This is a genomic window from Comamonas sp. GW821-FHT11H03 (assembly GCF_058807955.1).
Window position 1 is genome coordinate 73881 of the sequence record NZ_JBXARF010000004.1, and the last position, 22422, is coordinate 96302.

The following is a 22422-nucleotide window of genomic DNA, read 5'->3' on the forward strand; positions in this document are numbered from 1 at the left end:
TTGTTGGACAAGCCTCACCAGCTTTTTTGAATCTTGCTGGCAAAGATATCGACGCCTGCACGCAGACCGTTGGCGACGATGGGCCGCTCGCTGTGGTGCGAGCCCGATTCCAGGATCACCTGCACAAAGTCGGAGCGCACGAACTTGTAACGCTCCACGGTCTGGCCGTTCTCCTCGACCTTGATATACAGACCTTCGGCAAGTTCGGATCTGTCGGTCTGGCGCCAAGCCAGCGGCAAATCCAGCTTCTGCCTTTGCACCTGATCCTCGAACGCCGCCTTCCAGCGACCGCTTCGCCCCAGGGACGGTGCCAGCAATGCCAGCAAATCCTGCATGCGTCTCGGTGCGATACCGGCGTAGAGCACAGGCACAGACACCACGGGCGCACCATCCAGCAGCGCATGACGCTGCGGCGTATCCAGAAACTGCTGCGCCGAGCGGTCCCAGATGTCGAACTCGCAAAACCAGTGCGGCAACGCGTCGTAGTACAGCGAGTGCTTGGCATACAGCCATTCGCCATACATCACATAGCGATCGTCCAGCAGCGCCATCAGCGCGCTTTCATGGGCTCGGGCCCATTGCTTGTAGGCGTTGAACTGACGCTCGCGCCCGCCCATCTGATCGGCTTGCAGATAGTGGCCGCGCGACTGCAGCAGCAAACTGCCGTCGGCGCCAAAGCTCAGCGCCGCATTGGCGCCGTCGAGCTTTTCCTCGACCACGATATGGCGGCCGGCCAGGGCTTCATAGGACACGGCATCGGCCTGATCACCGACCTGCAGCCGCGAGCCACGCAGATGCGGCGTGCGCGGATATTTGAGAATCTCCAGATTGAATAAATGGGAAGTAGTCATGTTGTGCTTTCCAAAAAGGGAATAAGCCACGCGCCAAAAGACGTGGCAGACAAACCAGGGACAACGAAAGCGGCACTCGCCGCCACCATCGGGCGAAGACAAAAACACCTGGCCGCCGAGCAAAGGGCAGGCCGGGATTCAGAGAGTGGAAAAGCGCGGGACCGGGGCTCGAGCCCGATCGCAAACGCCGGGCAAGGGCTTGCCCATCGTGAAGAAATGCCCCTTCGGGGCGGCAGGCTACCCGGGCCAGGCGCCTCAGGAGCCGATAAGTCCATACCGCAGCGCACACCTGAAAGATCAGCGTGTGGCGAAGTCGTTTAGCGCAAACGAATCTGGCAGGACATGGTGCACCTCGAAAATGAGAGCGGATAACGCAAGTGGGGTAAAGGCTGGCGAGTTTATTGGCTTGGTATAGCAACTGCCAAGCGGTTTGCACGGCCTGTGGTGCAAAGACCACGAATCGGTTTCACAGCGATGAAACACAGGCTGGTTACAAATCGTAGTTTTCTTCCTGCACCTGCCAAACTCTCAATGACATCTGCACTTGCCTTGCGCCAACCTCTTCTGATTTCCCTGATCGCAGCCGCCGCCCTGGCCGCCTGCGGTGGTGACGACAACAACACGAACAGTACCACCCCAGCGCCTGCTCCGGCCCCCGAAGTCCCGGCACCGGCTCCCGAACCCGAGAAGACGCCTGTCTCGCTCCTGCTTGAAAAGATCGGCAGCTATCAGTCGGGCATCTTCTTGCAGAGCGCCGCTGAAATTACGGCCTTCGATCCCGTCACCAAGCGTGGCTTTGTGGTCAACGCCCAGAAAGGTGCGCTGGATGTGCTGGACATGAGCAACCCTGCCGCACCGCGCATGCTCGCCAGCCTGGACGCCACCAAGCTATCGCTGGGTGCGGGGGCCACCATCAACAGCGTGGCCGTGCATGGCGGCCTGGTGGCTGCAGCCGTGCTGGCATCGGTCAAGACGGACAAGGGCATGGTCGTCATCTATGACGCCGACAAGCTCGGCGTGATCGCCGAAGTGCCCGTGGGCGCCCTGCCCGATATGCTGACCTTCACCCCCGACGGCAAGACCATCCTGGTCGCCAACGAGGGCGAGCCCAGCGATGACTACCAGATGGACCCCGAAGGCTCGATCAGTGTGATCGACGTGAGCGCGCCCGCCAAGCCTGTGGCTCGCACTGCCGACTTCAAGGCCTTCAACAGCCAGAAGGCCCAGTTGCTGGCCAAGGGCGTGCGCATCTTCGGCCCGACCGCAGACGGCCTGGGAACGGCCGCAGTGGCCAACGACCTGGAGCCCGAATACATTGCCGTGGCCCCCGACGGCAAGACGGCCTGGGTGACACTGCAGGAAAACAATGCGCTGGCGATTGTGGACATTGCCAGCGCCACCGTGACCGATGTGGTGGCACTGGGCTACAAGGATCATGGCGCCATTGGCAACGAGCTGGACTTCGCCGACAGTGACGGCAAGAGCCCGGTCATCGACATCACCCAGGCCCCCAACGTCTTCGGCATGTTCCAGCCTGACTCCATCGCCGCCTACAAGGCTGCCGACGGGGCAACCTATCTGGTCACGGCCAACGAAGGCGATGCACGCGCCTGGGGTGAAGGCAACAAGAGCTATTTCGGCACGGCCGCCGACAAGACGAACGGCACCCCAGCTTCGGCAGGCGATATGACCAAGGGTTTTGTGGAAGAGTGGCGCATCAAGCATCTGGTGCACAAGGACGGCTTTCTGCGCCGTGCGGGCGACGACCTGCCCGCCCATCTGGCCAGGCTGGCCAGTGGCGCCTATCTGAATGGCGCCAACTTTGCCTGGTGCGGCGCTGTTGGCGCAGATCCCAAGACCTGCCGCGACGACGACAAACTGGGCCGCCTCAAGGTCACCTGGACCATGGGCTACCAGACAGACAGCAGCGGCAACCCCGTCAAGGACGGCAAGGGATATCTGACCTATGACAGGCTCTATGCCTATGGAGGTCGCTCCATCTCCATCTGGGATGCCAAGGGCAAGCAGGTCTGGGACTCTGGCGCGGCCATCGAAAAATTCATCGCCAGCCCCGAATGCAAGCTGGGCGCCAAACGTGACATTGCCTGCGCCACCTACTTCAACACCGGTCATGACGAAACGGCCAGGCTCGATGCGCGCAGCAGCGCCAAGGGTCCCGAGCCCGAAGGCCTGACCGTGGGCCAGATCGGCACCAAGACCTTTGTCTTTGTGGGCCTGGAACGCATGGGCGGCATTCTGGTGTTCGACATCACCGATCCCAAGGCACCCAAGCAGATCGACTATCTGAACACTCGCGAGAACTGGACGGCCAGCTTTGACAGCAAGTCTCCGGTGACAGGCACTGCTCTGAGCGATGTGGGTGATCTGGGCCCCGAAGGCCTGCACTTCATTTCCGCAGCCAAGTCGCCCAACGGCAAGCCGCTACTGATGGTGGGCAACGAGGTCAGCGGCACCACGGCCATCTACCAGCTCAATGTGCAATATTGAAACCTGCAGACAAGCAGTCGCTTTCATGCCAAGCCCCGTCCCCACGGGGCTTTTTGCTATTCAAATCAAGCAAAGACTGCGCCCAGGGTTTCTCAATTACGTAACAATAAGCGCCAGCGGTCGGTGTACCGCCTATGGGTTCCCATTCGCCGCAAGCCAAACGCTTGCGACCTACTAAACCGCCGTGTATCCGGACGGCGGTGGCTTTTTGAACGGAGCACTTAATGACGCACTCTTTCGCTCGCCGCCAGGCGCTGCGCGGCTTGGCCGTGGCAGCTCTCGCCTCCTCCTTGCTGTCCGCAGCGCATGCAGACACCCCCGCCGTGCTGCGCGTCTCGGCCATTCCTGACGAAGCACCGACCGAGCTGCAGCGCAAGTTCAAGCCCCTGGGCGAATACCTCTCGCAAGCCACCGGCATGAAGGTGGTCTTCACCCCCGTCTCCGACTACGCGGCCGTGGTCGAGTCTCTGGCCACCCGCAAGCTGGATCTGGCCTGGCTGGGCGGCTTCACCTATGTGCAGGCCAAGATCCGCACCAATGGCACGGCCATCCCTATCGTGCAGCGAGCCGAGGATGCAGTCTTCACCAGCAAGTTCATCACGGCCGACCCTGCCATCAAGTCGCTGGCCGACCTCAAGGGCAAGACCTTTGCCTTCGGCGCCCCTTCATCCACTTCGGGCAGCCTGATGCCGCGCTTCTTCCTGCAGCAGGACGGCCTGAATCCCGAAAAAGACTTCAAGACCGTGGCCTACTCGGGCGCGCATGACGCCACCGTGGCCTTTGTGGCCGCAGGCAAGGCCGAGGCCGGCGTGCTCAATACCTCGGTGTGGGACAAGCTGGTCGAATCCAAGAAGGTGGACACCAGCAAGGTACGCGTGTTCGCCACGACGCCCACCTACTTTGACTACAACTGGACGGTGCGCGGCGACCTGGACCCGGCCATCGTCAAGAAGCTGACCGCTGCCTTCCTGGCACTGGACCCCAGCAAGCCAGAGCACAAGGCCATCATGGACCTGCAGCGCGCCTCCAAGTTCATCGCCACCGACTCCAAGAACTACGACGGCATTGAAGCCGCCGCCAAGTCCGCCGGTTTGCTGAAGTAAAAAATTCAGCTTTTTTGACTGCCAACGCCTATGCATAAAGCGTTGGCAGCTATTGTTTTCAGAGTATTCGTCTCATGAGCTTCATGCTGGACGATGTGGGCCTAACCCACAGCAACGGCTTTACCGCCCTGTCCCATATCTCCTTGTCCGCCATACAGGGCGAGAGCATTGCGCTCATCGGGCCCTCGGGCGCCGGCAAGACTTCTCTGCTGAGCACCATCGGAACGGCCTATCTGCCCACGGCAGGCCGCCTGCAGGTGCTGGGCCGGGCCGCGTCTGCGCAATCCGCCGCCCGCGAGATCAAGGCCCTGCGCAGCCGCATCGGCACCGTGCACCAGGCCGCCCCCATTCCGCTGCGCCAGCGCGTGGTCACGGCCGTGCTGGCCGGCAAGCTGGGCCAGTGGCCGATGTGGAAGGCGCTGGCATCGCTGGCCTATCCGCAGGACATTGCGGGCGCGCGCGAAGCCCTGGCCCGCGTGCAGCTTGACGACAAGCTGTTTGCACGCTGCGACCAGCTCTCGGGCGGTCAGCTGCAGCGTGTGGGCATTGCCCGCGTGCTCTACCAGCAGGCCGAGCTGATTCTGGCCGACGAGCCGGTCTCGGCCCTGGACCCCGCGCTCTCGCAGGCCACGGTGCAGTTGCTGGTGCGGGAAGCCGCCGCGCGCCAGGCCACGCTGGTGGCCAGCCTGCATGCCGTCGATCTGGCGCTGGCCAACTTCACCCGCATCGTCGGCGTGCGCGATGGCCGCCTGGCTTTTGACCTGCCGGCCGCGCAGGTCAGCGATGCCCAGCTGCAAGCCCTCTATGCCCATGCCGATGGCTGCCCGGCCGATCTGCCCACGCTGCACAACCGCCTGGCTCAGCGCGATCTCGCCAGCGCCGCGCCCACTCCCATCCAGGTGAACGCATGCCGGTAGACATGGCCGAGCCAGCCCGGCCATCGAGCCGCGATCCCTCCGCTCGCGGCCGCCTGAGCGGGCTGATCCTGGCCCTGGTCGTGCTCTGGCCCATGCTGCAGACCTCGGGCTTCTCGCTCAAGCCGCTGTTCGATGCCGACAATCTCAAGGTCATAGGCAGCTTTCTCGCGCAATTTCTGCCGCCCGAAACCAGTGGGGAGTTCCTGGCCTACCTGGCTCAGGCCACGCTGGAGACCCTGGCCATCGCCACGGCCGGCATGGCGCTGGCCTTTGTGATTGCCGTGCCCATGGCCTATCTGTCCACGGGCGCGGCACGCGAGAGGGTCACACTCAACCCCATCGCCCGAAGCATGCTCACCGTCTTGCGCGGCATTCCCGAGCTGGTGTGGGCTCTGGTATTTGTGCGTGTCTTCGGCCTGGGCCCCGCAGCCGGCGTGCTGGCCCTGGGCCTGACCTATGGGGGCATGCTGGCCAAGGTCTATGCCGAAATTCTCGAATCCACCGATCCAGCGCCGGCCCGCGCCCTGCGCGCCTGCGGTGCCGGCCGTATCCAGGCCCTGCTCTATGGCCTGCTGCCCCAGGCCGCCAAGGAGCTGACCTCCTACACCGTCTACCGCTGGGAATGCGCAGTCCGCGCCTCGGTGGTCATGGGCTTTGTCGGTGCGGGAGGCCTGGGCCAGCTCATGGACCAGGCCATGAAGATGCTCAACGGCGGCGAAGCCGCCAGCATTTTGCTGGCCTTCATGCTGCTGGTGGCAGCTGCCGATCTGCTCTCCTGGTGGCTGCGTCGCGCGCTCGACACCGCGCCTGCCGCGCGCGCCTTGCCCTTCGGCTGGCGAACCGGCACATTTCTGCTGGCTGCCTGCGCGGCGCTATGGGCCAGCCTGCGGCTTCTGGATATTGATTTCTCGGCGCTGTTCACGGCAGATGCGGCCGCCAGCATGGGCGACTTTGTACGCGGCTTTTTCCCGCCTGATCTGAGCCAGCCCTGGCTGCTCAAGGTGCTACAAGGCATCTGGGAGACTCTGGCCATCTCCATCGTCGGCACCTTGCTGGCTGCGATCGGGGGCCTGCTGCTGGCCCTGCCGCGCTGGCGTGCGCCTTGGAATGTGGTGCTCAACGTGCTGCGGTCCGTGCCCGAGCTGGTCTGGGCCACGATCACCGCGCTAGCCGTGGGCCTGGGCCCGTTTGCCGGTGCCCTGGCCCTGGCCCTGCATACCACGGGTGTGCTGGGCCGCCTGTTTGCCGAGGCCTTGCAGAACACCCCGGCAGCTCCCGCGAATGCCCTCAAGCTAAGCGGCAGCAATCGCCTGCTGGCATTTTGCTACGGCACCCTGCCAGGCGCAGCGCCGCAATTGCTGGCATACACGCTGTACCGCTGGGAAATGAATATCCGCATGGCGGCGATTCTGGGCTTTGTGGGAGCTGGCGGGCTGGGCCAGTTGCTGTACTTCGAGCTGTCGCTGTTCCACTATGCCCAGGCCAGCACCGTGATCATGGCCATGCTCTTGCTGAGCATTGCCGTGGACTGGAGCAGCGCCGGCCTGCGCCGCGCCATGCGTTGAGACGGCTGCGCGGTGCCCCCGGCTCCGCGTCAGCTTCATCAGCTCCCCCGCCAATCCGCTACGCAGCCGCCTCCGATGGGCCAGCGCTGGCAGCGGCCCAGCCTGCATCCAGGTTCGATGAGAGCTGAAGTCTGAATGACTTCAGCACACCGGCTCCGCGCCGCGACTGATCGCACCGCGAAGATCGATGCCGCTTCACACCCCAAGAGGCAGGTCAGCTTTCTTCAACGTGCGCAGCACAAAGCTGGACTGGCTGTGGCGTATGCCCTTGATCTTGTAGAGCTTCTCGCGCAGCAGGCGCTCGTAGTCGCGCGTGTCCTTGACGACGATACGCAACAGATAGTCGTACTCGCCCGATACCAGATGCGCTTCCACGACTTCGGGAATGGTGGCCAGCACCTCGCCGAACTTTTCCAGCGTGTTGTCCGAATGGCTGTCCAGCGTGACCATCACCAGAACCGAATCGGCCAGCCCCAAAGCCTGGGGGTTCAGCCGCACGGTATAGCCCTCGATCACGCCGGCCTCTTCCATCTTCTTGATGCGCGCCCAGCATGGCGATGCGCTCAGGCCCACGGCCGCGCCAATGTCCTGCAGGCTGGCGCGCGCATTGGCCTGCAAGGCAGCAAGAATCTTTTTATCCAAGGTGTCCATATTCGTGAATTTACCGCCAAATAATCAAAAACAGAAAATTTTTCTGTAGCAGCACTGTATTCACAGAATTTGAAGCAACATTTTCTGCAGCGCAACATGCACACTTGAGTCCATGGAAGCACGTTTACCGACGCAGCAAAACCATTCAACATACCGCGCCGTTTACCGTCAGCATCCGGTTGGTTGATCCGCAGCACGCACACGCAACAGGCCGCATCACTCAAGCACAGTGATGCGGCCTGTTGATTTTTGGACGGCTCCATCGCCTGGGCCATGAGCGGCTGCATGAAAAAACCCAGCCGGATTTCCATCGGGCCGGGCTTTCGGGCTTCCGCCTGGTGCGCAAGACACCTGGCGGATGTTCATGCTATTTACTGGGCTCGCTGCATAGCAGCTACGGCTTGCACATGCTTGCGCACCTTGCTGACCTGGCTTTCGCTCATGTCCGAAGCCTGATTGCCCCAGCCCTTGCGCAGAAAGCGGGCCAGTGCGTGCAGGCGATTGCCAAGTCGCCCAACACAGCCCGCAGCGGGGCCGAACTCAAGGCGATACCGACAGCCGGGGATAGCCTGCGTGGCTCAGGAAACGCCTGCCTGCAGCTTTGCTGTGCATCAGGCATCTGGAGCACGTGGCAGAGAAAACCGGAACGCAGCGCCCCCGCCGTCACCCTCGACCAGATGGATTTTGACCCCGTGCAGCTCCAGCATCTGGTGCACGATTCTCAAGCCAAGCCCTCCGTCGCGGCGGGCGCCGCCGACCGTGAACGGACGCCTGAACAGGCCATCGCGCAACTCTGGTGGAATGCCAGGGCCGGTGTCGCTGACCGTCAACTCCAGTTCCTGGCCCACACCTCGGATGCCTACCCTGATCGACCCACCTTCAGGGGTATAGCGCAAGGCGTTGTCGAGCAGGTTGCTCAGGACTCGCTCCATCATCCCCAGGTCTGCACGAACCGCCGGCAACTGCGGGGCCAGATCCGCCTGCAGGGAGATGTGGCGCGACTCCGCGGCAAGCTCGAACTTCTGAAAAACGTCCTGCACCAGATCCCGCAGCGAGAACGATTCGAACTCGGGCTGCACAAAGCCATACTCCAGCCTCGCCAGCTCGAACAGGCTTTGGGACAACGCACCCACTCTTTGGCTTTGGTCGAGCGCAATGCCCAGATAGCGCCTGCGCTCTGCGGGCTCCAGGCTTGCATCCTTGAGCAGCAAGGTCTCCAGATACCCATGCAAGGACGACAGCGGCGTGCGCAGATCATGGGAAACATTCGCGATCAACTCCCGTCGCTCCTGATCCTGTTGCCTCAGAGCCTGCCATTGCTCGCTGATGCGCAGCACCATCTGCCTATAGGCCGAGTCCAGCACGGCGATCTCGTCGCGGCTGTGCTCGGCCCCCTCCGAAGATCGCGCCGGCACCTCAGGTGGAACGCCATGCATGTCGAACTGCCGCACCGATTCGGTCAGTCGCCGCAAGGGGCGTGTGATCAAAGTGAAGGCGAAAAGACCGGCTGCCAGGCATAGCAGTCCCACCATGCCGATCGACAGCAATGCGGTCTTCAGCACCGCGTCTGCGGAACCTCTGGCGGCAAGCAGATCATGGGCCTCGCCCAGCAACACCACATAGATGAAGCCGACCTCCCTGCCGTTCACGCTCAAGGGGGCTGCGCTGAAGACCTTGCGGCCATCTCGGCTGCGCGGATCGTCGCCCAGGATGGGCAGCATATGACCATCGATAAATCGATGAACCGGCTCCAGGTCAACCCGGTCGCGGCGCAAACGCCCTTCGGGAGCCGCATGACCCGCAATGCGCCCATCGGGCTCCAGCAAGTAGACCTCGACACTCGGGTTCACCATCATCAGCTGGTTGAACAGATTGCGCACCGCGTTCGGCATCAAGCCGTTCGCGTCCGTCAACTGGGCATCGCGGGCAATGCTCTCGGCAACGTCGCGGGACAAGGCCTGCACCACCTCCAGTTCATGCATACGGTTGGAGCGAAGCTGCAGCCAGGCGGAAGTGCCGCTGCAGACCAGCAGCAGCAGGGCAAACACGATCGCCAGCCGCTGAGTCAGGGTGAGGTTCATTCGCGCTCCCCAGCTTCGGCAAACTTGTAGCCGCGTCCCCAGACCGTGAGAATTCGCGTGGGCTGCGCAGGGTTGAGCTCCACCTTGGCACGCAGCCGGTTGATATGGGTGTTGACGGTGTGCTCGTAGCCCTCGTGCTGATAGCCCCAGACCGCGTTGAGCAGGTCCATGCGCGAAAACACCTTGCCCGACTGGCGAGCAAAGAAATACAGAAGATCGAATTCCCGGGGTGTGAGGTCGAGATGGCGTCCGTTCAGACTGGCATCCCTGGCGACCGGATCCATGACCAGCCCGTTGACCGACAGGCTGCCTGACTCCAGGCGCGCGCTCTGGGCCAGCGCGTCGACGCGGCGCAGCAAAGCCTTGACCCGTGCCACGAGTTCCAGCACGGAAAACGGCTTGGCCAGATAGTCGTCCGCGCCGATCTCCAGTCCCAGAATGCGATGCACCTCGCTGGAGCGGGCACTGATGATGATGATCGGCGTGTAGCGTGTCATGGCGCGCGCACGTCTGCAGATCTCCAGACCGTCCACGCCAGGCAGCATCAGATCCAGTACCAGCGCATCCCAGCCGCCGCGCTCCAGATGCGCCAGCCCGTCGTCACCGCGGGCGCAATGCACGACCTCCAGCCCCTCATCGCGCAGGTGAAGCGAAAGCAGATCGGCGATATGGGCGTCGTCCTCGACCAGCAAAATGCGACGGGCAATGGTCATGGGTAATCAGGTCTCCGGGACAGTTGATGCAGCACGGCGGCGCAGTGCCGCCTGATTTCACATTGTGCTCAAACTGCAGGCGGGGAGTTATCACGTTTTTTTTAACTTTGCGTGAGGACTTCGAGACCCGCACTTCCTAAGCTCGAAGCCATCGAACCCTGAAAGCCGATGCCATGACCACCCGACGCCACATGCTGCTGGGCGCCGCAGCCTCCGCCGCCGCGCTCTGCGCCGCAACGCTCAACCGCCGCGCCACGGCGGCGACCGAGTCCTTCGAAATCAGCTACACCGACGCCCAATGGCGTGCCCGGCTCAGTCCCCAGCAATATGCCGTGCTTCGTCAGGAGGCCACGGAGCCTCCGGGCAGCAGCCCGCTCAACAAGGAGCACCGCCCGGGTATCTTTTCCTGCGCCGGCTGCTCCTTGCCCTTGTTTGCCTCCACCACCAAGTTCGAAAGCGGTACCGGCTGGCCGAGCTTCTGGAAGCCCCTGGACAATGCCGTCGCCACCCGCAAGGATCGAAGCTACGGCATGGTGCGCATCGAGGCCCACTGCCGACGCTGCGGCGGTCACCTTGGCCACGTCTTCGAGGACGGGCCGCCTCCGACAGGCCTGCGCTACTGCATGAACGGTCTTGCGCTGACTTTCACGCCCAAGCCCGCTTGAGGAGAAACAGGTCATGCTGCTGATCGTCCTTGCCTATCTGGGCGGCGTGCTGACCATCGTCAGTCCCTGCATCCTGCCCGTGCTGCCCTTCGTGTTCTCTCGCGCGAATCAGCCCTTTGTGCGCAGCGGCCTGCCATTGCTGGCAGGCATGGCGCTGACCTTTGCGGTCGTTGCCTCTCTCGCGGCCGTAGGCGGCGGCTGGGTGGTGGCTGCCAATCAATATGGCCGCTGGCTGGCTCTGGCACTGGTGGCCGTTTTCGGGCTGACCCTGTTGCTGCCGCATCTGTCGCAGCGGCTGACCCGTCCATTGGTGACTGCCGGATTGCGCCTGTCCGAGTCGGTGCAGCAAGACGGTACACCAAAGATGGCCTCCTCCGTATTGCTGGGAGTCGCGACGGGGCTGCTGTGGGCTCCATGCGCCGGTCCCATCCTGGGACTGATACTGACCGGTGCCGCCTTGCAGGGCGCCAACACGACTTCAAGCTTGCTGCTGCTGGCCTATGCCGCCGGGGCAGCGACCTCCATGGCTGCGGCTTTGCTGCTGGGGGGCCGGGTATTTGCCGCGCTCAAGCGCTCGCTGGGTGCCGGTGAATGGCTGCGACGCGGCCTTGGGGCTGCCATGCTCGCAGGCGTTGCAGCCATCGCACTGGGAATCGACACCGGCGTGCTGGCCCGACTGTCAACGGCATCCACCGGCGGCCTGGAGCAGCAACTGCTCGAGCACCTGAACCAGCCGCAGAGCGACGACCAGTTGGCCATGCGTGGCAACCCGGGCACGATGATGCAGGCACCATCCCTTGCACCTGCTGACGGGGCTGCCATGATGGCTGCGGGAGCGGCCATGCGCATGAGCGGGCCGTCCAGCACAGCCCAGGCCCTGCCCGACGAGGGCATCGCGCCGCCCCTTGACGGTGCGACCCAATGGCTCAACTCCAAGCCTCTGGGCGAGCAGGACCTGAGAGGCAAGGTGGTGTTGGTGGATTTCTGGACCTACTCCTGCATCAACTGTCTGCGCACTCTGCCCTATGTGAAGGCCTGGGCCGAAAAATACCGCGACCAGGGCCTGGTCGTGATCGGCGTGCATGCTCCCGAGTTCGCCTTTGAACGCGACATCGGCAACGTGAGCAAGGCCATGAAAGATCTGGGCATCAGCTATCCGGTGGCCGTGGACAACCAGTATGCGATCTGGCGCGCCTTCCGCAACCAGTACTGGCCTGCTCACTACTTCATCGATGCCACGGGACGCATACGCCACCACCACTTCGGCGAGGGCGGCTATGCAGAGTCTGAACGGGTGATACAGCAGCTTCTCAAGGAAGCAGGCAGCACCCGTTCGGCCATGGGCCTGACGCAGGTGGATGCGGGGGGTGTGCAGCTGGCCGCCAGCATGGATGAGGTCGCCTCGCCCGAAACCTATCTGGGCTATGAGCGCGCCGAGAACTTCACCTCTATTCCCAAAGCCGTGCACAACAGAACGACCACGTATCTGGAGCCACAAGAGCCCAGGCTGAACACCTGGGGACTGGCCGGTCAATGGATGGTGGGGGCGGAAAGTGCCTTGCTGACCGGCGCTTCGGGCCGCATCGTCTACCGCTTCAAGGCGCGTGACCTGCATCTGGTGCTGAGCCCCGGCCCAGACGGAAAACCCGTGCGCTTCAAGGTCAGCATCGACGGCAAACCGCCCGGCGATGCCCACGGCGTGGACGTGGCGAGCAACGGTAGCGGAACCGTTACCGGACAGCGGCTGTATCAGCTGGTGCGCCAGTCTGGTGCCGTTGCCGAGCACACCTTCAGCATCGAATTCCTTGACAGCGGCGTTTCCGCCTATGCCTTCACCTTCGGATGACCATCATGAACACCAGCCTCACCTCAGCGACTGTCTCGAACCGACGTAGCCTGCTCAAGACAATGGCAAGCAGCATCGTTTTGCTGGGCAGCGGACTGCTATGGCAGCCAACCGCCTTCTCGGCCGAGGATGCAGTTCGCATTCCTGCACCAGCCGCGGATCTTCCAGCCGCAGGGCAATCCCCACAACGTGCCATCTTTGCCGGCGGCTGCTTCTGGGGAGTACAGGGCGTTTTCCAGCATGTCAAAGGCGTGCAACGTGCTGTCTCGGGCTATAGCGGAGGCGCGGCCTCCAACGCGTCCTATGAGCTGGTCAGCCGGGGTAACACCGGCCATGCCGAATCGGTCGAAGTCACCTTCGATCCGTCCCAGGTCAGCTACGGAGCGCTGCTGCAGATATTTTTCTCGGTCGTCCATGACCCCACCCAGCTCAACCGGCAGGGGCCTGACACCGGCACGCAGTACCGGTCGGCCATTTTCGCGACCAGTCCCGAGCAACTCAAGACGGCACAGGCCTATGTCGCGCAGCTTGACGCGGCACACCTGTATCCGAAGCCCATCGTCACCCGCCTCGAAGGCAAGGCCAGCTTCTATCCGGCCGAGCTCTACCACCAGGACTTCATGACCGAAAACCCGCGTCACCCCTATATCGTCTTCAATGATCTGCCCAAGGTGAACAACCTCAAGCGCCTCTTCCCCGACCGCTACCGGAGCGATCCGGTGTTGACCAAAAAAGCGCATCCGTAGCAGTCCGACACTGGAAGCCTGACAAGCCTAGCCTGAAGGACAGCCGTGGCGCACCCGCCACGGGAGATGCAGAGCAGTTTGCCTACAATTTGATGCATGCAGCAAAGCCCCTCCTCCTCAACCAATACAGGTGCCGCAGTGGAGCGGCTCGTCCAGCTCTACGAACAGCTGGCTCCTGACCATTTGCAGCAACTCGACAGCTATTACGCGAGCGATGCGCACTTCAAGGATCCGTTCAACGAGGTGCGCGGCGTGACCGCAATCGCCGGCATCTTCGCCCATATGTTCGACACGCTGCAAGAGCCGCGTTTTGTCGTCACCGAGCGGCTGGTACAGGAGAGGCAGGCCTTTCTGGCCTGGGAATTTCGCTTTCGCCTGCAGCGCTGGCGCCCCGGTTCCGAGCAATGCATTCGCGGTGCCAGCCTGCTGCGCTTTGATGCACAAGGTCTTGTCTGCCAGCATCGTGATTACTGGGATGCGGCTGAAGAACTTTATGAAAAGCTGCCTTTGCTTGGAATCTTGATGCGCTGGCTGCGCAAAGCAGGTTCCGCCTCCAGGAAAACGCCCCATGCTCACCGTTCATCACCTTGAAACTTCGCGCTCGCAGCGCATACTCTGGTTGCTTGAGGAGCTCGGTGTTCCTTACGAATTGCGTTGCTACCAGCGCGATCCCGGAACTCGCCTGGCACCGCCAGAGCTCAAGCGCGTGCATCCGCTGGGCAAATCGCCGGTGATCAGCGATGCTGGCATCGTCGTCGCCGAATCAGGCGCGATCATCGAATATCTGGTTGAGCGCTACGGCCATCAGCCGCCTTCCGAGCTTTCGCACCTTGAGCCCCTGCAAGGCACCAAAGAATACCGTGAGTGCCGCTTCTGGATGCACTATGCCGAGGGTTCGCTGATGAACTGGCTGGTGATGAAACTGGTCTTCGACACCATCGCGCGCCAGCCCATGCCGTTTTTCGTGCGCCCCATCGCCCGCGCTCTATGCAAGCGGGTGCAGCAAAAACTCATTGCGCCCAATGTACAGACAGCGTTGGCCTTCATGGAGCGTCACTTGGCAGAGCATCGCTGGTTTGCCGGCGAGCATTTGAGCATGGCCGACTTCCAGATGAGCTTTGCCGTTGAAGCGGCTCTGGTCCGCAGCGAAAACGAGAACGCCTGGCCTCATCTGATCGCCTATCGCCAGCGCATGCATGAGCGTGCTGCATACCAACGAGCCTTGAGCAAGGGCGGACCAGTCATCATGCAATCCTGAGGCAGCGACAGACTCCCGCCAAGCGGATCGAGCCGTTGCCAGGGCAGCACCAGGAGCTGGCGTATCTGCCCGCGCTGGCTCCTCAGCGCGCCACCGCCAGCCCGTCAAACGTGGTGCTCGTCACCCAGTCGATGATCTGCGCCTGCGTGTACTGGCCCGATTCCTTGAGCAGGGCCACGACGGGATCGCAGGCACGTGCGAACAACGTATACAGCACCAATTCGGGGGGGAGCGCGGGCTGCATTTGGCCGCTGGTCTGGGCTTCCGTGATCCAGATGCTGAGCCGATTGCTCAGGGCAATCAGCCGGTCCATGTAGGCATCGTTGGATTGCAACGAGGCGCTGAGATTCGAGTTCTGCGCCGGCAGTGAAGGCATTTCACCTTCCAGCTGCGTCTGCATGGCCCAGCGCGTCACGGCCTTGAGCTGATCCAGCGGGCGCGTGGGCGCACCGGCCTCGGCCGCCTGGCTTGCCTCGTCGCGCAGCCCCTCCACGAAGGCCAGAGCACGGTCCAGCACGCCGACCATGGCGGCTCCCGCCAGTTCCTCCTTGGAGGTGAACAGCTTGTAGAGGCTGGCCTTGGCCATGCCGGCTTCGGCCGCGACCTCATCCACCGTCATGGCGTCATAGCCCTTGGTGGCCAGCAGCCGGTTGACGGCTACCACGATGGCCTGCTCACGCACGCGTTGTATCTGCTGTTTGATGGAGGAGCGGCTTGTCATGTGCGTATTTTAGACCTGATAGGCCATACCTCGTACTAGATAGTACAAAGTAGAAATGTTTGGTTTATAGTTTGAACTCATCAGTTCACAGTTTGACCTTTATGGTCTAAACTAGCGACAAAAGCAGGAAAGGCATTCCCATGTATCGCATTGCAGTCATAGGGTCAGGGGTTGCGGGTCTGGCAGCGGCGCGGCGGCTGGCCGAAACTCCGGGTGGACATCGCGTGACGCTGCTGGAGGCCGGTGGCCATTTCGGAGGCCATGCCAACACCGTGGATATGACGCTGGATGGTGTGAGCCAGGGGGTGGACACAGGCTTTCTGGTCTTCAATCACCGCACCTATCCGCTTTTGACGCAACTGTTCGAAGAGCTGCAAGTGCCTACAGCGGCAGCCGAAATGTCGTTCTCGGTGCAGGTACCGCAGGCCGATGGACGTGAGGGCCTTGAATGGAGTGGCAGTTCACTGGGATCTGTCTTCGCTCAGCGCAGCAATCTGCTGCGCCCCCGCTTTCTGAAGATGCTGACCGAGATCCTGCGCTTCAATCGTCTGGCCACACACATCGCCCGGGAAGGCGACGAAGCCGGCCTGCACAGCTCCATCGAAGTCTTTCTGGATGAGCACGGCTTTGGCACCGCCTTCCGGCAGGACTACCTGCTGCCCATGATGGGTTGCATCTGGTCCTGCCCAACGGACCAGATGCTGCGCTTTCCTGTGGCTACGCTGATTCGCTTTTGCCACAACCATGGCCTGATCCAGGTCTCGAACCGGCCGCAATGGCACACGGTGCGCGGCGGCTCGCGCCAGTATGTTCGGCGCATGCTGAGCGCGCTGCAACAAGATGGCGGCCACGAGGCCCGTCTGAACGCGCCCGTGCTGGGCCTGCGCCGCGTGGCGCATGGCGTGCTGCTGCAGATGGAGCATGGCACGGAACACTTCGATGCCGTGGTGCTGGCCTGCCACAGCGACCAGGCCCTGCGCCTGCTGGGCCTCGATGCCACGCCGCAGGAGCGCAGCGTGCTGGCAGCCATACGCTATCAGCCCAACCAAGCCGTGCTGCACACCGATGCCAGCGTGCTGCCGAGCCGCAAGGCGGCCTGGGCAGCCTGGAACTACGAGCGCGCGGCCGATGCGGGGCGCGATCAGACAGGTGTATGCCTGCACTATCTGATCAACCGCCTGCAGCCTCTGCCATGGCAGCAGCCCGTGATGGTCTCGTTGAACCCGGTGCGTCCCATCGACGACAGCAAGGTTCACGCACGCATAGAGTACAGCCACCCGGTGTTCGACCTGGCGGCCATCAGGGCACAGGCTCAGGTGGGTGCTCTGCAGGGTCTGCGCAGGACCTGGTTTTGCGGCGCCTGGTGCGGCTACGGATTTCACGAAGACGGCCTGCGCTCGGGGCTGGACGCGGCCGATGCTCTGCTGGAAGCCTTGCCCAGCCTGCCTGTCAATCCTGTCATCAGGGGGGCAGCATGAACGCCCGCCCCCTCATCGGCTTCGGCCATGTCTGGCATCGCCGCCTGCGGCCCGTCGAACATGCGTTCCGATACTCTGGTTACTTCCTCATGCTGCCACTGCGCAGCTTGCGCACGCAGCCGGAAGCCGTGCTGCGGCGCAACCGGCGTGGCTGGATCAGCTTTCACGACAGCGACCACGGCGAGGGCGGAGCCGACGCCCTGGCCTGGTTCGAGCAACTGCTGCACAGCGAAGGCATTGACGATGCCGACGGCGAAGTCTGGCTGCACACCTTTCCGCGCGTGCTGGGCCATGTGTTCAAGCCCGTGAGCTTCTGGTATGCCCACCGCAGCGATGGCTCGCTGGCCGCCGTGCTGGCTGAAGTCAACAACACTTTTGGCGAGCGTCATGCTTATCTGCTGGCCGGCCCGGACCTGGCCTGGGGCCGCGAGCAGATGGCACGCAAGCAATTCCATGTCTCGCCGTTCTGCGAAGTGCGCGGCGAGTACCGCTTCCGCTTCGAGCGCAGTGACAAGCGCACCCTGGTGCGCGTGGACCTGCATGACGAAAACGGCCCGCTGCTGCAGACCAGCGTGGGCGGCACACTGCATCCGCTGGACCGGACCACCGTGCGCCGCGCCTTCTTCGGCACTCCTTTGATGACGCTGGGCGTGATCGCCCGTATCCACTGGCAGGCGCTGCGCCTATGGGCCAAGCGCCTGCCTTTCCATGGCAAACCCACAGCGCCCGAGCGCTTTGTCACACGATGAACACCACTGCCGCCCCTTTGCTGAGCCGCCCTGCCGCAGTGCCGCGCCGCACGCCTGCGCGGGCACGCCAGGTGCTGAACCTGCTCGAACGTCTGCCTCGTGGACAGCTGGACCTGGAGCAGCCCGACGGCCGCCTGCTGCACCTGCCTCAGATGCGCTCGGCATCCGGCCTCGCTGACGCACATTGCGTGCTGCACGACTGGCAGGCACTGGAACGCACCCTGAAGTCGGGCGATATCGGTCTGGCCGAGGGCTATATCGCCGGCGAATGGGACAGCCCCGACCTGGCTGCGCTGCTGCGGCTGTGCATGGCCAACCGCGACCATGTGCAAAGCCTGATCTACGGCAGCTGGTGGGGCCGCCTGGGCTACCGCCTGCGTCACCTGCTGCAGCGCAATACGCGGGCCGGCAGCGCCAGAAACATCCATGCCCATTACGATCTGGGCAATGACTTCTACCAGCTGTGGCTGGACCCGGGCATGAGCTACAGCGCGGCCTGGTTCGAGGGCCGCACGGGCGAGTCGCTGCAACAAGCCGACCTGCAAGCAGCCCAGCAGGCCAAGCTCAGGCGCACGCTGGACGAAGTACGGCTGCAGCCCGGCCAGCGCCTGCTGGAGATCGGCTGCGGCTGGGGTGGCCTGGCCGAGACGGCAGCGCGCGACTTCGGCGCCCGGGTCACGGGCGTGACGCTGTCGCGCGAGCAACTGAACTGGGGGCAGCAGCGCATGCGGCAGTCCGGTCTGGCCGATGCCGTGGAGCTGCGCTACCAGGACTACCGTGACCTGCCTGCTCTGCATGCCGGCCAGCCCTTCGATGCCATCGTCTCCATCGAGATGTTCGAGGCCGTGGGCCGCGAATACTGGCGCGGCTACTTCCAGACACTGCGCGACTGTCTCAAGCCCGGGGGCCTGGCCTGCATACAGACCATCACGCTGCGCGAAGACCTGTTCGCGCGCTATCTGCGGTCCACCGACTTCATACAGCAGTACATCTTCCCGGGCGGACTGCTGCCCAGCATTTCCGCCTTCGAGCAGGAAGCACAGCGTGCCGGTCTAGTGGTCGAGCAGCATCTGGCCTTCGGCCGCGACTATGCGGAAACGCTGCGCCGCTGGCGCCAGTCCTTCGAGCACCAACTCGACGCCGTGCACTCCCTGGGCTTTGACGAGCGCTTTGTACGCATCTGGCGCTTCTACCTTGCCTATTGCGAGGCGGCCTTCGACACCGGCAACACCGATGTCGTCCAGTTCACGCTGCGCAGGCCCCTGCCATGACTGCCCCTCAACCCCGTGCGCACCGCCGCCAGGCCTTGGCCTGGGGCGCAGCCTGCGTTCTTGCCCCTTCACTGACCGCCATGTCCAACCTGATCCACGCCATGACCCCGACAGCAGATCTGCCCACCGAACTGCGCAGCATGCTGCCTGCCGGACGCCTGGTGGGCAAAAGCGTGCTGCGCTTCTTCGGCCTGCGCGTCTACGAGGCACGGCTGTGGGCCGCCCCCGGCTTCCCTCCCGAAGACTACGCCCGGCACCTGTTTGCGCTGGAGCTGGTCTATGACCGCAAGCTCGAAGGCACAGCCATTGCCGAGCGCTCCATCGCCGAAATGCGCAGAGTGGGCAGCTTCACCGAGGAGCAGGCCCGGCAATGGCTGGAGCTGATGAAACAGGCCTTCCCCGACGTTCAGGCCCAGGACCGGCTGCTGGGCCTGAACGACGGCCGGGGCGAAGTGCGCTTTTTCCACAACGGCCGCCAGACTGCGCAGCTGCGCGATGCTGAGTATGCACGCCTGTTTTTCGGCATCTGGCTGTCGCCTCAGACTTCAGCCCCTGCCATGCGCAGCTCACTGCTGGGCCTGGGCTAAGCGCCAGCGGAGCACCTCATGACTTCGCATACGGCCCCCACCCCCCTCCTGCCTTGGCGCACAGGGCTGGCGTATGGCGCGCTGGCCGCGCCGCTGGCCTTCGCCTCCCTGCCGCTGTATGTGAACCTGCCCTACCACTACGCCAGCGTGGCGGGCGCTCCGCTGGCGGGACTGGGCGCCGTGCTACTGGCCACAAGGGCCTTCGATGCCCTGATCGACCCAGCCATAGGCCGCTGGGTCGACCGGCTTCTGCACCGGGGCGTGGTTTGCACCGCAGGTGCGGCAGCCCTGGCCAGCCTGCTGATGGCGCTAGGCTTCGGTGCCCTATGGCATCCGCCTTTCGATTCTCAGGACACGGCGGGCCTGCTGGGCTGGCTTGCCTGCAGCCTGCTGGTGTGCACGCTGGCCTATAGCGTGCTCGCCATTCTTCACCAGGCATGGGGCACGCGCTGGGGCGGTGAGCCCGCCTGGCGTGCGCGTGTCACGGCCTGGCGCGAGGGGGCCAGCCTGACGGGTGTGCTGCTGGCCAGCATGCTGCCGGCCTGGCTGGGACTGGATGCGACCACAGGCTTTCTCGCCCTGGGTCTGGCACTGGGCCTGAGCGGCCTGTTGCGGCTCAAGACCCCGGCTCCACCACAGCAGCCGCCGCAGTCCGTGACCGGGCCTGCGCCCTCACCATGGGCCAATGCAGGCTTCAGGCGGCTGCTGGCGATCTTCATGGTCAACGGGGTGGCTGCCTCCATTCCCGCCACCCTGCTTCCTTTCTTCGTGGCAGACCGGCTACAGGCCTCGGAACTGCAGCCGGTGCTGCTGCTGTGCTTTTTCGGTGCTGCGGCACTGGGCCTGCCGCTATGGGTGAAGGCCGTTTCACGCTGGGGTCTGGCACCCAGCTGGCGGGCCGGCATGCTGGCCAGCGTGCTGGCCTTTGGCTTCACACCCTGGCTGGGCGAAGGCGACGGCATGGCTTTTGCCGTGATCTGCCTGGCCAGCGGGCTGGCCCTTGGCGCGGATCTGGCCCTGCCGGGCGCATTGCTGACGGGCGTGATACACGAATCCGGCGCAGGCGGCCGCAGCGAAGGCCGCTACCTGGGCTGGTGGACCTGCGCCACCAAGCTCAATCTGGCCCTGGCTGCGGGTCTGGCCCTGCCCCTGCTGTCGGCAGCCGGCTACCGCAGCGGTACCAGCGAGTCTGCTGGGCTGCAGGCGCTGGCTTGGGCCTATGGCGGCCTGCCTTGCCTGCTCAAGCTCGCAGCAGCGGCCCTGCTCTGGCGCGCCGAGCGTCTGCATTCTTCCTGGAGGCACACATGAGCCACATCATCCGACCCACCTTGTTTTCGCCACTGCGGCGCGCCTGCCTGGGCGCGGCCTTGGCACTGAGTCTTGCGGGCTGCGCCGGGCCTTCCGTGCAGGACTATGCCAGGGAGCAGCCGCAACTGGACCTGCGCCAGTATTTCAACGGACCACTGACCGCGCACGGCATGTTCACGGACCGCTCGGGCAAGGTGGTCAAGCGCTTCACAGTGCGCATGACAGGCAGCTGGAAGGGCGACGAGGGCACGCTGGACGAGCACTTCGTCTACAGCGACGGCAGCACGCAGCAGCGCATCTGGCATCTGCGCCACCTGGGCGACGGGCGCTACAGCGGCCGCGCCGACGACGTGGTGGGAGAAGCCCAGGGCCAGAGCGCGGGCAATGCCATCCACTGGAGCTATGTGCTCGCTCTGCCCATGAATGGAAGAGTCTGGAATGTCAGCATGGATGACTGGATGTACCTGATCGACGGACGCACCCTGATCAACCGCACCGCCATGAGCAAGCTGGGCCTGCACCTGGGCGATGTGACACTTGCCATCGTCAAGGAGTGATGATCATGTCGCTGCTCTGTGCACGGCTGAACCCGCCACTGCGCGACTGGCAGGGTCGCTCGGCCTGGATTCTGGGAGCCTCGTCGGGCATAGGCCGCGCCACGGCCGACGCACTGCACAAACAAGGAGCCCGAGTAATCGTTTCTGCGCGCCAAGGCGATGCCTTGCAGGACTTCGTGCACAGCCACGACGGCTGCCTGGCCCTGCCGCTGGACGTGACCGACGCCGCAGCCCTGACTGCAGCAGCCCGGGCGGTGCAGGTTCATTGCGGCAAGGCTCCCGACCTGATTCTCTATTGTGCAGGCCGCTACAAGCCCCAGCGCGCCACTGAGTTCGACCTGTCCGAGATGCAGCAACACCTGGCCGTGAACTATGGCGGCGCCCTGCATTTGCTCGATGCCGTGCTTCCGATGCTGCTGGCCGCTGGGCAAGGCCATCTGGCACTGGTCGGTTCGGTGGCCGGCTATCGCGGGCTGCCGATGTCCCTGGCCTACGGCCCGACCAAGGCGGCACTCAACAACCTCGCCGAAAACCTCTATCTGGATCTGCACGACCGGGGCCTGGGTGTATCCATCATCAACCCCGGCTTTGTCGATACGCCGCTGACAGCGCAGAACCGCTTCAGCATGCCGGCACTGATCGACGCCGACGAGGCTGCCCAGCATATGCTGCAAGGCTGGGCCCAGGGACGCTTCGAGATGAATTTTCCACGCCGCTTCACACGCTGGATGCGTCTGCTGCGCTGCCTGCCCGATGCCTGGTATTTCGCGGCCGTGCGCCGCATCACCGGCAACTGACGGCCTGACCCTGCGCAAGCTGCCGATGCCGATGCCGAGCAGACGCTCTG

21 protein-coding genes are annotated in these 22422 nt (G+C 63.7%); 16 read left to right on the forward strand and 5 right to left on the reverse strand.

All coding sequences use genetic code 11. From position 1 onward, the window contains the following. Positions 1-14 precede the first annotated feature (14 nt). Entirely contained in the window at positions 15-851 is an 837-nt protein-coding gene (locus tag AC1RTQ_RS10710; protein ID WP_492875589.1) for an RNA ligase family protein, read from the reverse strand. A gap of 531 nt (positions 852-1382) precedes the next feature. Between AC1RTQ_RS10710 and AC1RTQ_RS10715 the strand changes: the two genes are divergently transcribed. From AC1RTQ_RS10715 to phnE, 4 genes are all read left to right on the forward strand, one after another. Next, positions 1383-3359, forward strand: a complete 1977-nt coding sequence (locus AC1RTQ_RS10715; RefSeq protein WP_492875591.1) for a choice-of-anchor I family protein — start codon at positions 1383-1385, stop codon at positions 3357-3359. Between the two features lie 224 nt (positions 3360-3583). Further along, entirely contained in the window at positions 3584-4462 is an 879-nt protein-coding gene (locus AC1RTQ_RS10720) for a putative selenate ABC transporter substrate-binding protein (protein WP_492875593.1), read from the forward strand. Between the two features lie 74 nt (positions 4463-4536). Then, the gene (locus AC1RTQ_RS10725) at positions 4537-5379 is read left to right on the forward strand and encodes a phosphonate ABC transporter ATP-binding protein (RefSeq protein ID WP_291604305.1); all 843 of its coding nucleotides are present in this window, start codon (positions 4537-4539) and stop codon (positions 5377-5379) included. Then, on the forward strand, positions 5370-6944 hold the full coding sequence (gene phnE / locus AC1RTQ_RS10730) for a phosphonate ABC transporter, permease protein PhnE (RefSeq protein ID WP_492875595.1): 1575 nt from the start codon (positions 5370-5372) through the stop codon (positions 6942-6944). Before AC1RTQ_RS10725 ends, phnE begins: the two co-directional genes overlap by 10 nt. A gap of 195 nt (positions 6945-7139) precedes the next feature. Here the strand turns inward: phnE and AC1RTQ_RS10735 are convergent, their stop codons facing one another. The 3 genes from AC1RTQ_RS10735 to AC1RTQ_RS10745 all read right to left on the reverse strand — a co-directional run bounded on the left by AC1RTQ_RS10735 (position 7140) and on the right by AC1RTQ_RS10745 (position 10389). Then, a complete protein-coding gene (locus AC1RTQ_RS10735; protein ID WP_003054244.1) occupies positions 7140-7595 on the reverse strand; it encodes an Lrp/AsnC family transcriptional regulator in 456 nt (151 codons plus the stop codon). 611 nt (positions 7596-8206) lie between these two features. Beyond that, positions 8207-9676, reverse strand: coding sequence for a sensor histidine kinase (locus AC1RTQ_RS10740; RefSeq protein WP_492875598.1), 1470 nt, complete (start codon positions 9674-9676; stop codon positions 8207-8209). Beyond that, positions 9673-10389, reverse strand: a complete 717-nt coding sequence (locus AC1RTQ_RS10745) for a response regulator transcription factor (protein WP_301445582.1) — start codon at positions 10387-10389, stop codon at positions 9673-9675. The genes AC1RTQ_RS10740 and AC1RTQ_RS10745 overlap by 4 nt, the downstream gene beginning before the upstream one ends. 173 nt (positions 10390-10562) lie before the next feature. Between AC1RTQ_RS10745 and msrB the strand changes: the two genes are divergently transcribed. The 5 genes from msrB to AC1RTQ_RS10770 all read left to right on the forward strand — a co-directional run bounded on the left by msrB (position 10563) and on the right by AC1RTQ_RS10770 (position 14904). Then, positions 10563-11054 carry a peptide-methionine (R)-S-oxide reductase MsrB gene (msrB, locus tag AC1RTQ_RS10750; protein WP_492875600.1) on the forward strand — a complete coding sequence of 164 codons (492 nt, stop codon included), beginning with the start codon at positions 10563-10565 and terminating at the stop codon, positions 11052-11054. A gap of 13 nt (positions 11055-11067) precedes the next feature. After that, on the forward strand, positions 11068-12900 hold the full coding sequence (locus AC1RTQ_RS10755) for a cytochrome c biogenesis protein DipZ (RefSeq protein ID WP_492875602.1): 1833 nt from the start codon (positions 11068-11070) through the stop codon (positions 12898-12900). Next, on the forward strand, positions 12897-13646 hold the full coding sequence (gene msrA / locus AC1RTQ_RS10760; protein WP_492875604.1) for a peptide-methionine (S)-S-oxide reductase MsrA: 750 nt from the start codon (positions 12897-12899) through the stop codon (positions 13644-13646). Before AC1RTQ_RS10755 ends, msrA begins: the two co-directional genes overlap by 4 nt. A 96-nt stretch (positions 13647-13742) precedes the next feature. Continuing rightward, positions 13743-14237: a nuclear transport factor 2 family protein gene (locus AC1RTQ_RS10765; protein ID WP_492875606.1), complete on the forward strand. Its 495-nt coding sequence runs from the start codon at positions 13743-13745 to the stop codon at positions 14235-14237. After that, on the forward strand, positions 14215-14904 hold the full coding sequence (locus AC1RTQ_RS10770) for a glutathione S-transferase family protein (protein WP_492875608.1): 690 nt from the start codon (positions 14215-14217) through the stop codon (positions 14902-14904). Before AC1RTQ_RS10765 ends, AC1RTQ_RS10770 begins: the two co-directional genes overlap by 23 nt. Before the next feature lie 82 nt (positions 14905-14986). On the opposite strand, the gene AC1RTQ_RS10775 is transcribed toward AC1RTQ_RS10770, so the two are convergent. Then, positions 14987-15625 (reverse strand): TetR/AcrR family transcriptional regulator, encoded by a 639-nt coding sequence (locus tag AC1RTQ_RS10775; protein ID WP_492875610.1) that lies wholly within the window; start codon positions 15623-15625, stop codon positions 14987-14989. A 140-nt stretch (positions 15626-15765) separates the two neighbouring features. On the opposite strand from AC1RTQ_RS10775, the gene AC1RTQ_RS10780 reads away from it, so the two are divergent. From AC1RTQ_RS10780 to AC1RTQ_RS10810, 7 genes are read left to right on the forward strand one after another with little or no spacing between them, the layout of a single operon-like run. Continuing rightward, positions 15766-17103, forward strand: a complete 1338-nt coding sequence (locus AC1RTQ_RS10780) for an NAD(P)/FAD-dependent oxidoreductase (RefSeq protein ID WP_492875612.1) — start codon at positions 15766-15768, stop codon at positions 17101-17103. Beyond that, the gene (locus tag AC1RTQ_RS10785; protein WP_492875614.1) at positions 17100-17852 is read left to right on the forward strand and encodes a DUF1365 domain-containing protein; all 753 of its coding nucleotides are present in this window, start codon (positions 17100-17102) and stop codon (positions 17850-17852) included. Before AC1RTQ_RS10780 ends, AC1RTQ_RS10785 begins: the two co-directional genes overlap by 4 nt. Next, positions 17849-19123, forward strand: coding sequence for a class I SAM-dependent methyltransferase (locus AC1RTQ_RS10790; RefSeq protein WP_492875616.1), 1275 nt, complete (start codon positions 17849-17851; stop codon positions 19121-19123). Before AC1RTQ_RS10785 ends, AC1RTQ_RS10790 begins: the two co-directional genes overlap by 4 nt. Further along, complete coding sequence (locus AC1RTQ_RS10795; protein ID WP_492875618.1) at positions 19120-19710, forward strand: hypothetical protein; 591 nt, start codon at positions 19120-19122, stop codon at positions 19708-19710. The genes AC1RTQ_RS10790 and AC1RTQ_RS10795 overlap by 4 nt, the downstream gene beginning before the upstream one ends. Positions 19711-19728: 18 nt before the next feature. Continuing rightward, positions 19729-21018 (forward strand): MFS transporter, encoded by a 1290-nt coding sequence (locus tag AC1RTQ_RS10800; RefSeq protein WP_492875620.1) that lies wholly within the window; start codon positions 19729-19731, stop codon positions 21016-21018. Next, a complete protein-coding gene (locus tag AC1RTQ_RS10805) occupies positions 21015-21575 on the forward strand; it encodes a DUF3833 domain-containing protein (RefSeq protein WP_492875622.1) in 561 nt (186 codons plus the stop codon). Before AC1RTQ_RS10800 ends, AC1RTQ_RS10805 begins: the two co-directional genes overlap by 4 nt. A gap of 5 nt (positions 21576-21580) precedes the next feature. Next, positions 21581-22372 (forward strand): SDR family NAD(P)-dependent oxidoreductase, encoded by a 792-nt coding sequence (locus AC1RTQ_RS10810; RefSeq protein WP_492875624.1) that lies wholly within the window; start codon positions 21581-21583, stop codon positions 22370-22372. Positions 22373-22422: the final 50 nt, after the last annotated feature.